Genomic DNA, 14,088 nt, shown 5'->3' with positions numbered 1-14,088 from the left:
CCGCGGGCCACCGGCGGCGGGCTGACCCGCCCGCCGGTGGCCCGCCCGCCGTGGACGCGGATTCAGTCGGTGCGCACCTCCGAGCGGTCACCGCCCCAGAGGGTGTGGAACGAACCCTCCCGATCGGTCCGCCGGTAGGTGTGCGCGCCGAAGAAGTCGCGCTGGCCCTGGGTGAGCGCCGCGGGCAGCCGCTCGGCACGCAGGGCGTCGTAGTACGCGAGGGCCGCCGAGAAGCCCGGCGTCGGGACGCCCTGCCGGGCGGCTGACGCGATCACTCCGCGCCAGTCGTCCTGCGCCGCGCCGATCTCCTCGGCGAACTGCTTGTCCGAGAGCAGGCTGGGCAGATCACGTTGCGCGTCATATGCGCTGCGGATCCGGTCCAGGAACGCCGCCCGGATGATGCAGCCGGCCCGCCAGATCGCGGCGACCGAGCCGAGGTCGATGTTCCAGTCGTACTCCTCGCCGCCCGCCTGGATCTGGTGGAAGCCCTGGGTGTACGACACGATCTTGGACGCGTACAGCGCCTGCTCGACCTGGTCGGCGAAGCGTGCGGCCTCGGCCTCGCTCAGCGGCTCGGCCGTCGGGCCCGGCAGGGTGCGCGAGGCGTTGCGCAGCTCCGCGTGGCCCGACAGCGAGCGGGCGAAGACCGCCTCCGCGATACCGGAGACCGGCACACCCAGATCGAGCGCGATCTGGACGGTCCAGCGGCCCGTGCCCTTCTGCTCCGCCTGGTCGGCGACGATGTCGACAAAGGGCTTTCCGGTCGCAGCGTCCGTGTGGGCGAGCACCTCGGCCGTGATCTCGATCAGATACGAGTCCAGCCGCCCCGTGTTCCAGGTGCGGAAGGTCTCGGCGATCTGCGCGGGGGAGTAGCCCGCGACCGCGCGCAGCAGGTGGTACGCCTCGGCGATCAGCTGCATATCGGCGTACTCGATGCCGTTGTGCACCATCTTCACGAAGTGGCCGGCGCCGTCCGGGCCGATGTGCGCGACGGTCGGTGTGCCGTCGGGAGCCTTCGCGGCGATCTTCTCCAGCAGCGGGGCGAGGGAAGCGTACGACTCGGGGGAGCCGCCCGGCATGATGCTCGGCCCGTGCAGCGCGCCCTCCTCGCCGCCCGAGATGCCCGCGCCGACGAAGTGGATGCCGCGCTCCCGCAGTTCCTTCTCGCGGCGCCGGGTGTCGGCGAAGTGGGCGTTGCCGCCGTCGATGATGACGTCGCCCTCCTCCAGCAGAGGCGCGAACTCCTGGATCACGGCGTCGGTCGGATCGCCCGCCTTGACCATGATGATCAGGCGGCGTGGGCGCTCCAGGGCCGCGACGAAATCCTCGGCCGACTCCGCGGGCACGAAAGTGCCCTCATGGCCGAACTCCTCGACCAGCGCCCGTGTTTTCGCCGCTGTCCGGTTGTGCGCGGCCACCGTGAAGCCGTTGCGGGCGAAGTTACGGGCGAGATTGCGGCCCATCACCGCGAGCCCCGTGACGCCGATCTGGGCTGTACCACTCATACGTGTGCTCCTGGATGTCCGTCGGAAAATCCATCTCCGCCTCTACGCATACGTATGGACGGAGTCAGCCATTCATTGATCCTCAAGCCCTTCGGATTGTTCCGCATTCCGGGCCGCCCGCGTCGCGCCGGGGCCCAAGTGTCCGCCCGCGGGCAGGGTTCGGACGCCGCCAGGGCGGGAAGCGGGCAGCGCCATCCACCGCGATGACGGCCCGATGGGGCCCGACCAGCGCCGACGGCTTCGCCGAAACGGGCAGATACGGGCACAGCGGATCCTGTGAAGAGCCTGGTCGAGAGGCCGTGCCTGCTTGTACAAACGACGCATGAGCCCGAACGGACGCCGGGCTCGCAGCACCAGCAGAAGCAAGGAAGTGTGCCGTGGACACCGAGGAACGCCGACGAGGCATTCTCGATACGGCCCGGCGGGACGGGTCGGTCGACGTCAACCGGCTCGCCGGCCGGTTCCGGGTGGCCAAGGAGACCATCAGGCGGGATCTGCACGCCCTGGAGGAGCACGGCCTGGTCCGGCGCACGCACGGCGGGGCCTACCCCGTCGAGTCCGCCGGCTTCGAGACCACGCTCGCCGTTCGTACCACCCGTCATGTGCCGCAGAAGTCCCGGATCGCGGCGGCCGCCGCCGATCTGCTGGGTGACGCGGAGACGGTCTTCGTCGACGAGGGCTTCACCCCGAAGCTCGTCGCCGAAGCGCTGCCGCGGGACCGGCCGCTTACCGTCGTCACCGCGTCCCTGGCGGTGGCGACCGTCCTGGCGGACGCCGAGAAGACGTCCGTGCTGCTGCTGGGCGGACGTGTCCGCGGCGGCACCATGGCCACGGTGGACCACTGGGCCACCCGGATGCTCGCCGGCTTCGTCATCGATCTGGCGTACATCGGCGCTAACGGCATCTCCCGTGAATACGGACTGACCACGCCCGACCCCGCGGTCAGTGAGGTCAAGGCACAGGCCATGCGGAGCGCCCGCCGGCGGATCTTCGCCGGGATCCATACGAAGTTCGGCGCGGTGAGTTTCTGCCGCTTCGCCGACGTCGGGGACTTCGAGGCCATCGTCACCGACGCGGGCCTGCCCTCGGCCGAGGCGCAGCGCTACTCCCTCCTGGGCCCTCAGATGATCCGCGTCTGAACCCCGACGCCCCACCGACGCCCGACTTCCTTACCCCATAAGCGCATTGATCCCCGGCCACCCGGCCGGGGGCAGGGCCGTCATGCCCTGAACCACCGATCACCGAGCCGCTACGACCGATCAGGAGAAATCATGCCCCTCCAGCGACGACCACGTGGAATCCGCCTGAGTGCGGGGGCGGCCACGGCCGCCATGGCTCTGCTCGCGGGGTGCAGCGGAGCAGGCGCCTCCTCCTCCGGAGAGGGCGAGGCGGTGAACGTACTCATGGTGAACAACCCGCAGATGGCCGAGCTGCAGAAGCTGACCGCTGCCAACTTCACCAAGGAGACCGGGATCAAGGTCAACTTCACCGTGCTCCCGGAGAACGACGTCCGCGACAAGATCAGTCAGGACTTCTCCAACCAGGCGGGCCAGTACGACGTCGCCACCATCAGCAACTTCGAAGTGCCGTTCTACGCCAAGAACGGCTGGCTGCACGAGCTCGACGAGTACGCGAAGAAGGACACCGCGTTCGACCAGAACGACATCCTCAAGCCGCTGCGGGAATCGCTCACCGCCCAGGACGGCAAGCTCTACGCCGAGCCGTTCTACGGCGAGTCGTCCTTCCTCATGTACCGCAAGGACGTCCTGGCCAGGAAGGGGCTGACGATGCCGGCGCAGCCCACCTGGCAGCAGGTCGCCGATCTCGCTGCGAAGGCGGACGGCGCAGAGAGTGGCATGAAGGGCATCTGCCTGCGCGGGCTGCCCGGCTGGGGGGAGGTCATCGCCCCGCTCACCACCGTCGTCAACACCATGGGCGGCACCTGGTTCACCAAGGACTGGCAGGCGCAGCTCACCTCCCCGGAGTTCAAGAAGGCCACCCAGTTCTATGTCGACCTGGTACGCGGGCACGGCGAAGCGGGCGCGGCCCAGTCCGGGTACGCCGAGTGCCTCAACAACATGACCCAGGGCAAGACCGCGATGTGGTACGACGCCACCGCCGGAGCCGGCTCCCTGGAGGCGGCCGGGTCCCCGGTCAAGGGCAAGATCGGATACGTACCGGCGCCGGTGGACAAGACCCGGAGCTCCGGCTGGCTCTACACCTGGGCCTGGGGCATGCAGAAGGCGTCCAAGAACGCCGACAGCGCCTGGAAGTTCATCTCCTGGGCATCCAGCAAGAAGTACGAGGCGCTGGTCGGCGAGAAGAGCGGCTGGGCCAATGTGCCCGCGGGCAAGCGCACCTCCACCTACGCCAACCCGGAGTACCGCAAGGCCGCGGGCGCGTTCGCCGACATCACCGAGAAGGCCATCGCGAGCGCCAACCCGGAGAACCCCGGCACCCAGCCCCGCCCCGCGGCCGGAATCCAGTTCGTCGGCATCCCCGAGTTCACCGACCTCGGCACCAAGGTCTCGCAGGAGATCAGTGCGGCCATCGCCGGCCGCCAGTCCGTCGACCAGGCCCTGGCCGCCTCCCAGAAGCTGGCCGAGAAGGTCGGCAAGGAGTACCAGTGAGCACATCCGTCACCAGCCGGTCGCTGTCCCCGCAGATCCGCTCGGAGCAGGCGCGGCAGCCGAAGGAGCGGAAGGGGGGAGTGCGGGCCTGGGCCACCCGGGCTCCGCTCCTGCCCGCCCTCGTCTTCCTGATCGCGGTCACCCAACTGCCGTTCGTGGCAACGCTGGTGATCTCGCTCTTCGACTGGAACTCGCTCAGCCCCGACGAGCGCGACTTCGCCGGATTCTCCAACTACACCACTGTGGTCACCGACCCGGAGCTGCGCGACTCGGTCTTCACCACCGTCCTGCTCACCGCGAGTGTCGTCGTCGCCACCATGGTGCTCGGGCTGCTGCTCGCCCTGCTCCTCGACCGCTCCTTCTTCGGCCGCGGCATGGTGCGCACCCTGCTCATCACGCCCTTCCTGATCGTGCCCGTCTCCGCGGCGCTGCTGTGGAAGCACGCGCTCTACAACCCGGAGTACGGACTGCTCAACGGGGCGCTGACCTGGATCGGTGAGCTGTTCGGCGATACGTCCCCTCCGCAGCCGGACTGGATTTCCGGGATGCCGCTCATCGCCGTCGAAGCCGCGCTCGTGTGGCAGTGGACGCCGTTCATGATGCTGATCCTGCTCGCCGGACTGCAGAGCCGGCCCGCCGAGATGATGGAAGCCGCACGCCTGGACGGCGCGAGCAGCTGGCAGACCTTCCGCTATCTGACCCTGCCGCATCTGCGCCGGTACCTCGAGCTCGGCGTGCTGCTGGGCTCGGTGTACATCGTGCAGAACTTCGACGCGGTGTTCACCATCACCGCCGGAGGGCTGGACACCGCCAACCTTCCGTACACGATCTACCAGACCTTCTACAACGCTCACGAGTACGGGCTGGCGTCCGCCGCGGGAGTCGTCGTCGTCATCGGCACGATGATCATCGCGACATTCGCTCTCCGGGTCGTCTCGTCCCTCTTCCGTGAGGAGGCGAACCGCGCATGACCGCGACCACAGCCACTCCGGCTCCTCCGAAACTGCTGCCGCCCGCCGCGCGCCGCGCCCGGCGACGCTCCGCCGCACTGGGCCTGGTGGCATGGGTGGCAGGACTCGGCTTCTGTCTGCCCGCCATGTGGATGCTGCTCACCTCCCTGCACTCGGAGGCGGACGCGGCCACCAACCCGCCCCCGCTCGCGGCGGCGCTCACCCTCGACAACTACCGGCAGTTCTTCGGCGCCGACGGAGGTCCGAGCCCCTGGCCATCGCTGATCAACTCCCTCTCGGCTTCGGTCTTCTCCACAGTGCTGGTGCTCCTTCTCGCGCTGCCGGCCGCGTACGCGCTCTCCATCCGGCGCGTACGCAAGTGGACGGACGTGATGTTCTTCTTCCTGTCCACCAAGATGCTGCCGGTCGTCGCGGGTCTGCTGCCCGTCTACCTCTTCGCGAAGAACGCCGGGATGCTGGACAACATCTGGCTCCTCGTCATCCTCTACACCTCGATGAACCTGCCGATCGCGGTGTGGATGATGCAGTCCTTCCTCGCGGACGTGCCGGTCTCGATCATCGAGGCGGCCCAGGTGGACGGCGCCCGGCTGCCCACTGTGCTGACCCGGATCGTCGCGCCGGTGGCCGGTCCCGGAATCGCGGCCACCGCACTGATCTGTTTCATCTTCAGCTGGAACGAGCTGCTCTTCGCCCGGGTGCTCACCGGGGTCGTGGCCCAGACCGCTCCGGTCTATCTGTCCGGAGTCGTCACCAGTCAGGGCCTCTTCCTGGCCCAGCTGTGTGCCGCCTCCGTCGTTGTGTCCCTGCCGGTGCTCGCCGCCGGATACGCCGCCCAGGACAAGCTCGTCCAGGGCCTTTCCCTTGGAGCTGTTAAATGAGGGCAGCGATCGTCGAAGCCCCCGGCAAGGTCTCCGTCACGACGGTTCCCGACCCCACCCCGGGACCGCGGGAGGTCGTCGTCTCGGTGGCCTCGTGCGGACTGTGCGGCACCGATCTGCACATTCTGCAGGGCGAGTTCGCGCCCACACTGCCGATCCTGCCCGGCCATGAGTTCGCCGGTGAGATCGTGGGTATCGGGAGCGACGTCACCGAACTGGCCGTCGGCGACAAGGTCGCGGTCGACCCGTCCCTGCACTGTCACGAATGCCGGTACTGCCGGGCCGGACGCGGCAACCTCTGCGACCGGTGGGCCGCCATCGGCGTCACCGTGCCGGGTGGTGCGGCGGAGTTCGCCGTCGCCCCCGTCGCGAACTGCGTACGGCTGCCCGGCCATATCGACGTCAAGGACGCGGCGCTGATCGAGCCGCTGTCCTGCGCGGTGCGCGGATACGACGTGCTGAACAGCAGCACCCTCGGCGCCAACGTGCTGATATACGGCTCGGGGACGATGGGCCTGATGATGCTGGAACTCGCCAAGCGCACGGGCGCCGCGGGCGTGGACATACTCGACATCAATCCGGACCGCCTCGCGACGGCCGCTCTGCTCGGCTGCTCCCGCGCGGCAGCGGGCGCCGAGGAGCTGGAGCAGCCGGGCGGCTGGGATTTCGTCATCGACGCGACCGGCAATGCGGGCGCCATCCAGGACGGCCTCGGACGGGTCGCGAAGGGAGGCACCTTCCTGCAGTTCGGGGTCGCCGACTATGCGACGACAGCGGTGGTCGAGCCGTACCGGATCTACAACCAGGAGATCACCATCACCGGCTCGATGGCGGTGCTGCACAGTTATGAGCGGGCCGCCGCCCTCTTCGCGACCGGGGTGCTCGACCCGTCCGTCTTCATCAGCGACCGGTTGCCGCTGGAGCAGTACCCCGAGGCCATCGACCGGTTCAAGGCGGGCATCGGCCGCAAGATCGTGGTGGAACCGTGAGCGGCGGACCCGGTGGACCCGGTGGAGTCCTGGTACTGGGCGAGGCGCTCATCGATCTCGTTCCCATGCCGAGTGAGCCGGAGGCCAGGCGCGCGCAGCCCGGCGGCGCACCGGCCAATGTGGCGGTCGGCCTCGCGCGCCTCGGCACGTCCGTCGCCTTCGCCGGAGCGCTCGGCGGCGACGGCTTCGCGCGGAGCATCGAGCGGCGGCTCGCGGGCGCCGGCGTGGATCTCAGCCTCTGCGCACGCTCCGAACTCCCCACGGCGCTGGCGGTCGCCGATCCGGGGGAGACGGGGACCGGCTACCACTTCCACCTCCATGACACGGCGACGTTCCGGTTCCCGGACCGGGCGGCCGACGCCGGACGCTTCGGGGCTGTGTACGTCGGAGGCCTGGCCGCCGTCGTCGAACCGGCGGCCCGGGCCGTCGCGTCGACGGCGCGGGCCGCCGCCCGGAACTCGCTTCTGGTGGTGGACCCCAATGTGCGCGAGGACCGCACGATCGATCCGTGCCGGGCCATCGGGCTGCTCCGTGACCTGTGCGCGTCGGCCCATGTGGTGAAGGCCAGCGACGAGGATCTGCTGCGGATGTGGCCGGACAGGGATCCGGACGAGAGCTGCCGGCGGCTGGCCGCGGAGGGACGGCTCGTCGTCATGACCCGGGGAGCCCGGGGCAGTACGGGCTATACCCCCGGCGCCCCGCCCGTGTCCGTACCGGCCGTCCCGGTCGACGTGGTCAACAGCATCGGCGCCGGAGACGCGTTCATGGCGGGAGTCCTCGCCTGGCTCGGCACGGCGGGAGGCTGGGAGCGGGCGCTGTCCCCGGGCCGGACCGAGCACATGCTGACCTTCGCCTCACAGGTGGCGGCGTCCGTGGTCACGCAGACCGGCACGGAGCCTTCGGCGCCTGCCCACGTCTGACCGCACTTGCCCGTACCTGACCCGTCCCCGGATCCGGTGCGGCGGGCCAGGTACGGTCCCGGAACGGCGGGTCAGTACGGTCCCGGTCCCGCCGGTGCGTCCGTTTGCGGGGCCGGGTTCAGGCCGCTGCGGCCACGACCTCCTTGGTCGTCACCACCGTCGCGAAACCTCCGCCGTGCAGTGACACGGCCGACGCCTGCGCCAGTTCGTCCGCGGACCGCTGCCAGCCGAACGGACCCTCGAGATCGAATGTGTACGTCGCATCCAGCGCGAAAAGCACCTCGTACCCGAGGTTCCCACCCATCCGCGCCGTCGTCTCCGCACACATATTGGTCTGGATCCCGGCCACCACGAACTGCGAGACGCCCTCAGCCCTGAACCACGCGTCCAGGTCCGGCGTCCCGTAGAAGGCGGAATTCACGGTCTTCGTCACGAACAGCTCCGCCGCGGTCCCCTTTCCTCGCCGCTGCTCGACGTACTCCTTGAAGCCGTTCCCCTCGTGCCCCTGTCGCAGCGGCGAGTCCGGCTTCGACGAGTCGTGCCGGACGAAGACGACCGGCCGCCCGGTGGCCTGCCAGGTGTCGATGAGCGAGGCGATGTTCTCGTCCGCCTCCGGGTTGTTCCGCCGACCCCAGAAGTCCGGCTCGTCGAAGCCCTTCTGTACGTCCACCACGACCAGTGCTGCGTTCTCTGCGATCTCCATGCCTACGATGCTGCCGCCCCGGTCGGCCGGACCCCAGAGGGTTACAAGTCAGCGATCAATGATTTACTGCCACGGTGGCCACCGACCCCGTTCCGTACCGTGTCGCCCTCGTCAGCTTCCCGGGCATCCGGGCTTTCGACGTCTCCGTCATCACCGAGGTCTGGGGCACGGATCGCACCGACCGTGGCGTCCCCGCCTTCGACCTGCGCCGCGCCGCCGCCGACGCCACGCCCGTCCCCATGCGCGGGGGTCTCAGCCTCACCCCCGACCGCACCCTCGCCTGGCTGGCCCGTGCCGACCTGATCCTGGTCCCCGGCCTGGACGACCACCTCACCGCCGCACCGCAGCCGGTACTCGAAGCCCTGAGCCGGGCACACGCCCGCGGCACCACCATCGCCGCCCTGTGCGGCGGCGCCTTCACCCTCGCCCAGGCCGGCCTTCTCGACGGCCGCCGCGCGATCACACACTGGAACCTCGTCGATCTGCTCCGCGCCGAGCACCCGCGCGTCACCGTCGAACCCGACGCCCTCTTCATCGAGGACGGCAACATCTGGACCGCCGCCGGTACGGCCGCCGGCATCGACCTGTGCCTGCACCTGGTCCGCACGGCCCACGGTGCCGAGGCGGCCGCGACGATCGCCCGCTCGATGGTCACCGCTCCCTTCCGCACCGGAACCCAGGCCCAGTTCATCGAGCACCCCACCCCGCGCACCGACCGCGACGCCGACGCACTCGCATCCGTCCGCGAATACGCCCTCCATCACCTCGACGAACCGCTAGCCGTCGCCGACCTCGCCGCCCGCGCGGGCATGTCGGCGCGCTCATTCGCCCGCCACTTCGCGGCGGCCACCGGCACGACGCCGCTGCGCTGGCTCCTGGACCAGCGCATCGCCGCCGCCCAGAAGCTCCTCGAACACACCGACCTGCCGATGCCCGAGGTCGCCCGCCGTACGGGCTTCGGCAGCGAGATCACGATGCGCCAGCACTTCGCCTCACGCCTCGCCACGAGCCCGCGCGCGTACCGCGCTTCCTTCGCCGCCCATGCCGCCCGCTTCGATCTCGGCAACTGAGACCAGCCACGAAGCAGACCCCGACCAAGATCCTCAATACCGTGGTGGCGCCGGTCGACGTTCGTCGGCCGGGGCACGATCGCAGCACTCAAGGAGCGCATCGGCAGGCGGGGCATGTCCACGTGTGCCGACATCCTCATCCAGCGGCAGGGGAGCGAACCCGCATCAGGCGAGCCCGGCCAGGATGCTGCCGGCAACTGCGGGGTGGGCCAGGTAATCCGTGATGCCCGGCGGGCCGCTTCCAATGTCGACGACCAGATTCTCGACCTCGCCGGGCCAGACGGTGTGGAGTGGTTCTGCGGTGGTCAGCAGGTCTTCGCGGCACCGGACATCCGTCCAGCGACGGATCCGGCCATGGGCGGGTCTCTCGAACCTGCGGCGTACGGTCGACAACCCGAGTGGGCTCCCCAGAGTGACGAGTGAAAGCGCAGGAGAGTCCACAGGAAGATGATTGATCAAGTCCATGGCTACGAGAGAGCCCATCCCATGCGTCACCAGGGCCAGCTGCCCCGATCGTGGTACGACTTCCAGTACGGCCTCAAGCACAGAATCACGGTGTGCCTGATCGCTGAGATAACGTGCCAGGGTTCGGAGCACAGGCAGGATGGCGCTGCTGTCGGGTCCGCTCCTGGAGAGGATCCGGTCCCTCGCATGCCGCAGTCTTCCATACGCCCCCTTCCGGTTTGATGCCCTGTCGTCGTGCTCCAGTTGCACCCCGAGTTCTGCAGCGGTCTCCATGAGCATGCCCTGATACGTACCGTCAGGCCCGGACGCTTCCCAGGGAGATGAGTCAGCAACCGCTGCCGCTTCGAGCCGCTCACGGTAAAAGGGAAACGACACATCCGCCGAGCCGATCGGATCGTGTCCGGCCCGGTTCAGTCCCAGGTTGAGGCCGGCAACCCAGGACATGCGCAACTGATCGGGGTCGCCCGCCTGCGGTTCTCCCCCGGGAAGAAACAGCAGGTGCCGGTCTCCGCCGAAGGCCGGGTTCGTCGCTCGCAGCCCGCGGCTCCGGAGGACAGTGGCGGGCGGCAGAGTGCGCTCCTGGATGCCTTCCAGCTCGTCCATCAGAGCGCGGGCGGTGGGACGCCGGGTTGGTTCCGCAGCCATGCAACGTCGGATCAGTTCGCCAAGGTCACCAAGGTGGCGCGGCAACTGCGAAGCCATCAGATGCCCCCGAGACCTCGGTGGACTATCGCGCGTCGCCTCGTGGAGAAGGATCGCTCCCAGCCCATAGATGTCGAAGGACGGGTCCAACGGCTCGTCCTGCGGATATCCCTCGGGGGGGAGGTAACCGGTGGCGAGTTCGCGGTATTGAGGGCAGGGGTGAGGGCGTCCGTCGTGCTGGGCGTACACCCAGCTGATGAGGATCGGTGTATCGGGGACGAGCACAACGGCGTGTGGCGACAGGTTGCCGTGCACGATGCCGAGGGAATGAGCCCTGTCGAGGATCCGCGCGAGTTGCCGGGCCAGGTGGGCGAGGGAGTGAAAGTTGTCCGGGGGGCCGTTGCTCCACCAAGGGGCGCGGAAGAGGTTGTTCGCCGCCTCACCCGAAACCGAGGTGATGTATCCCATGGCCAGCCAGGGCGGTGATGCGTGCGCATCCATGCCGAGGAGCGGTGGCGCGCCTTGGCCCGCCATGCGCCGCAGGGATTCCGCCTCGACGTGCAGGAATTCACGGAACACCTCGGGTCCCGGCTGGAAGCTGTAAGGCTGCGTCTTCACCACAGCCTGGGTGCCCTGGGCGTCGACTCCAAGGAAGACGTCGGAGAAGTCCGCCGCGGTGAGGAATGTGACGAGCGTGTACGGATTGGCCCCAGCGTGACCGGAGGCGCCGGTGGCGGTAGGCACGGCTGACGCGGCCGGCGGTGCCAGACCCGCGCGGACGAGGGCCTCCTCGCGCAACCGGGCCCAGGGAATGCCGTCGACGGGCAGCCGTGCAGGGCCGGGAAGGGCGGGGAGTAGACCGGAGACGCGTCCGGCGGGACCTTGGGAGCTGCGTTCGAGGAAGCGGGACACCTCGAGGAGGACCCGGTCCACCTCGTGGACGCGAAGCGTTTCGAGGAGAGCCGCGCGCACCCCGGGGAGGAAGTCGTGCGGAATGTCCGACAGATCAGCGGCATCATCGGTCCCGGACGGCGTGATGAGCCCGCTGAACATGACCTCGGCCAGCACCGCGGGCGGGCTGCCCGGCAGCATGGCCGCTTGCACCACCCGCATGATGGCGAAGCTGAGCGGTACAGCCGACAAGTAGGCCGCCAGCCGGAAGGCGTCGGGGGCGGCCGTCGCGTGAAAGTCCTGAAGAAGTCGGGCCGGCGACCTGGTATCGGCCGAGGTCGGACGCGGCTGGGGCCGCTCGGCTAGTAGCGTCACCCCAGCATCGGTGACCCGGTGGCCGGAACCGGCCACCAGATTCGCCCAGGGCCTGAGCCACTGGGGGTTCAGTTCCAGCACCGGGACGGGGATGCTGTCGGCGGGCAGATTACGGGTACGGCGCCAGTGCCCGGTGTACGCAAGGTCAGTGTTGGCGGCGGAGAGGGCCGAGCGGCGCAGCCGGGCGGGAACGACCGGAAGAGCCGTGCGTCGCCACAGATGTTCGGGAAGGGCCTGGAGTACGGCGAGGGGACCGGCAGCGGCCCACTGCCGCACGGCCTTCCGAACCGATGCGTCATGCCAAGCGGGAGACACCCCGTCAGTGAGCACGAGCACCAGTCGGCGTCCCGTAGGGTCGCAAATCTCGGAGGTGGCCCGTATCCGGTCCGGATCCGGGACGGGGTGTGCGCTCAATCCCGGCGGGCCGTCGGGGTGGGCATGCAGATAGCGGATGCGTACGTCGCGGAAAGCCCCCAGCTGGATCAGCAGTCGATGCACCTCACACGCGAGCGACGTCCACAGCAGCAGGCTGGTCGGGTGGCCGTCCACCACGAGGACCGCGTCGAGCCAGCGTTCGGCCGCCGGCCGCAGGACGGGGTGATGCGCGGCGTTCCGACGCGAGGCGGCTCGCTGAGCCATCTCCTCGGTGGTCGCTTCCTCGTCGAGTTCACCGGCGTGCCGTGACGGTACCCGGCGCTTGAGCGGTCGCATGGCACGCAGCAGTTCCAGCCGCCCGGGCAGCCGCGAATCAGCGGCCAGCCTCACCGGGCTGGCGGGCAGGCACGTGCCATGGAGGGGCGAGGTCGTAGTCGCGGGGTGAACGGGGACGCCGGCTGGGCGGGTTGATGTCTCCTCGCCCCGGGCTGGTCCTGCGGCAGGGTGCGCAGTCTCTTCCGGCTCCGGTGGATCACTGCTTGTCCGAGCATCAGCGACGGTGGAAGCGTCCACGGCGGGCAGTCGGGTCGCGAGCCAGAGGATCTCGGCGACTTCCCTTGGCGTGGGATCCGGCCCGAGCCCGGCCAGTACGGATCGGAACCGTCCGATACTCATCAGCGGACCTGATTGAGGTACTGCAGGACGAGATCTGCAACATGGCTGCGATCGCTGGTCGTCTCACCCGCCGCGTGGCGAGCGAGGTACACGGCTTGCAGTAGCTGGTCCGTGGCTAATTCGCCCGTATTCCGCCGGTCGAGGAAGTGCGAGATGAGACTCTCGGCATGTGGAGCCGCCTCGCCCAAGTGGGCGTGCACGATGGCGCGCAGCCGGTCCGGGCCGGGAGCGGGAAGGTGAAGGCGTACGCAACGGCGCAGGAAGGCGGGCGGGAAGTCACGCTCACCGTTGCTGGTGAGCACCACGAACGGGAAAGCCCTGCACCGCACTTGACCTGAGATGACCGTTACCCGTGCCCCGTCGTCGGCGGGGCGCACCTCGACGTCGGCCAGTGTGTCGGCGACCCGGGAGAGCTCGGGAATCTCGAAGGTGCCCTCTTCGAACACATCCAACAGGTCGTTGGGGAGGTCGATGTCACTCTTGTCGATCTCATCCACGAGCAGCACACGAGGGAGGGCGTAGGGCGCCAGTGCGGTGCCGAGAGGCCCCAGCCGGAAGTACCGGCCCACGTCGAAGGCGGTCGCCGGAGAGCCGGCGTTGGCCTCCTCCAGTCGGCCGATCGCGTCGTAGCGGTACAGGCCGTCTTTGAGAGTGCTGCGGCTGGTGATCGGCCATCGCAGTACGGGACCGAGGCGCAGTTCATGTGCCACGGCATAGGCGAGGCTGGACTTCCCGACGCCTGGGTCGCCGGTGACAAGCAGCGGACGGCGCAGATACAGGGCAGTGTTGACCATCTCCACGGTCTGTGGATCAGCCTGATAAGCGACGGCTCTCAGGGGCCAGCGATCGGACAGGCCGTAGTCGTGATCCCTGTCGAAGGGCGTCGGCTCATCCGCGTAGAAGGCACGCCAGGGTGGCGGCTCGGGCAGGCTCGCGATGCCGTCATGAGGCTCGCCGCTGCCACGGTAGATCAGCCAGTCGCTCATCGATTCGGGGCCT

11 protein-coding genes are annotated in these 14,088 nt (G+C 69.1%); 7 read left to right on the top strand and 4 right to left on the bottom strand.

Annotated elements, in window-relative coordinates:
* Positions 1-62: 62 nt before the first annotated feature.
* Entirely contained in the window at positions 63-1,505 is a 1,443-nt protein-coding gene (gene gndA / locus ACWDZ6_RS29580) for an NADP-dependent phosphogluconate dehydrogenase (protein ID WP_451505280.1), read from the bottom strand.
* 377 nt (positions 1,506-1,882) lie between these two features.
* Here gndA and ACWDZ6_RS29575 point away from each other — a divergent pair, with 377 nt between their 5' ends.
* The 6 genes from ACWDZ6_RS29575 to ACWDZ6_RS29550 all read left to right on the top strand — a co-directional run bounded on the left by ACWDZ6_RS29575 (position 1,883) and on the right by ACWDZ6_RS29550 (position 7,893).
* A complete protein-coding gene (locus ACWDZ6_RS29575) occupies positions 1,883-2,644 on the top strand; it encodes a DeoR/GlpR family DNA-binding transcription regulator (protein WP_366732062.1) in 762 nt (253 codons plus the stop codon).
* A gap of 132 nt (positions 2,645-2,776) precedes the next feature.
* Positions 2,777-4,135, top strand: coding sequence for an ABC transporter substrate-binding protein (locus ACWDZ6_RS29570; protein WP_451505279.1), 1,359 nt, complete (start codon positions 2,777-2,779; stop codon positions 4,133-4,135).
* Between the two features lie 23 nt (positions 4,136-4,158).
* On the top strand, positions 4,159-5,106 hold the full coding sequence (locus tag ACWDZ6_RS29565) for a carbohydrate ABC transporter permease (protein ID WP_451505282.1): 948 nt from the start codon (positions 4,159-4,161) through the stop codon (positions 5,104-5,106).
* The gene (locus ACWDZ6_RS29560) at positions 5,103-5,984 is read left to right on the top strand and encodes a carbohydrate ABC transporter permease (RefSeq protein ID WP_366732060.1); all 882 of its coding nucleotides are present in this window, start codon (positions 5,103-5,105) and stop codon (positions 5,982-5,984) included. The genes ACWDZ6_RS29565 and ACWDZ6_RS29560 overlap by 4 nt, the downstream gene beginning before the upstream one ends.
* The gene (locus ACWDZ6_RS29555; protein ID WP_451505278.1) at positions 5,981-6,973 is read left to right on the top strand and encodes a zinc-dependent alcohol dehydrogenase family protein; all 993 of its coding nucleotides are present in this window, start codon (positions 5,981-5,983) and stop codon (positions 6,971-6,973) included. The genes ACWDZ6_RS29560 and ACWDZ6_RS29555 overlap by 4 nt, the downstream gene beginning before the upstream one ends.
* Positions 6,970-7,893 (top strand): PfkB family carbohydrate kinase, encoded by a 924-nt coding sequence (locus ACWDZ6_RS29550; protein WP_451505277.1) that lies wholly within the window; start codon positions 6,970-6,972, stop codon positions 7,891-7,893. The genes ACWDZ6_RS29555 and ACWDZ6_RS29550 overlap by 4 nt, the downstream gene beginning before the upstream one ends.
* A 118-nt stretch (positions 7,894-8,011) precedes the next feature.
* On the opposite strand, the gene ACWDZ6_RS29545 is transcribed toward ACWDZ6_RS29550, so the two are convergent.
* Entirely contained in the window at positions 8,012-8,596 is a 585-nt protein-coding gene (locus tag ACWDZ6_RS29545) for a cysteine hydrolase family protein (protein WP_451505276.1), read from the bottom strand.
* Between the two features lie 74 nt (positions 8,597-8,670).
* On the opposite strand from ACWDZ6_RS29545, the gene ACWDZ6_RS29540 reads away from it, so the two are divergent.
* Positions 8,671-9,666, top strand: coding sequence for a GlxA family transcriptional regulator (locus ACWDZ6_RS29540; RefSeq protein ID WP_451505275.1), 996 nt, complete (start codon positions 8,671-8,673; stop codon positions 9,664-9,666).
* A gap of 165 nt (positions 9,667-9,831) precedes the next feature.
* On the opposite strand, the gene ACWDZ6_RS29535 is transcribed toward ACWDZ6_RS29540, so the two are convergent.
* Entirely contained in the window at positions 9,832-13,089 is a 3,258-nt protein-coding gene (locus ACWDZ6_RS29535) for an SAV_2336 N-terminal domain-related protein (protein WP_451505274.1), read from the bottom strand.
* Complete coding sequence (locus ACWDZ6_RS29530) at positions 13,089-14,075, bottom strand: AAA family ATPase (protein WP_451505273.1); 987 nt, start codon at positions 14,073-14,075, stop codon at positions 13,089-13,091. The genes ACWDZ6_RS29535 and ACWDZ6_RS29530 overlap by 1 nt, the downstream gene beginning before the upstream one ends.
* Positions 14,076-14,088: the final 13 nt, after the last annotated feature.

The sequence above is a fragment of the Streptomyces sp. NPDC002926 genome, from assembly GCF_053591755.1.
The sequence above is the reverse complement of the archived record's forward strand: the minus strand, read 5'-3'. Positions and strand labels throughout refer to the sequence as shown.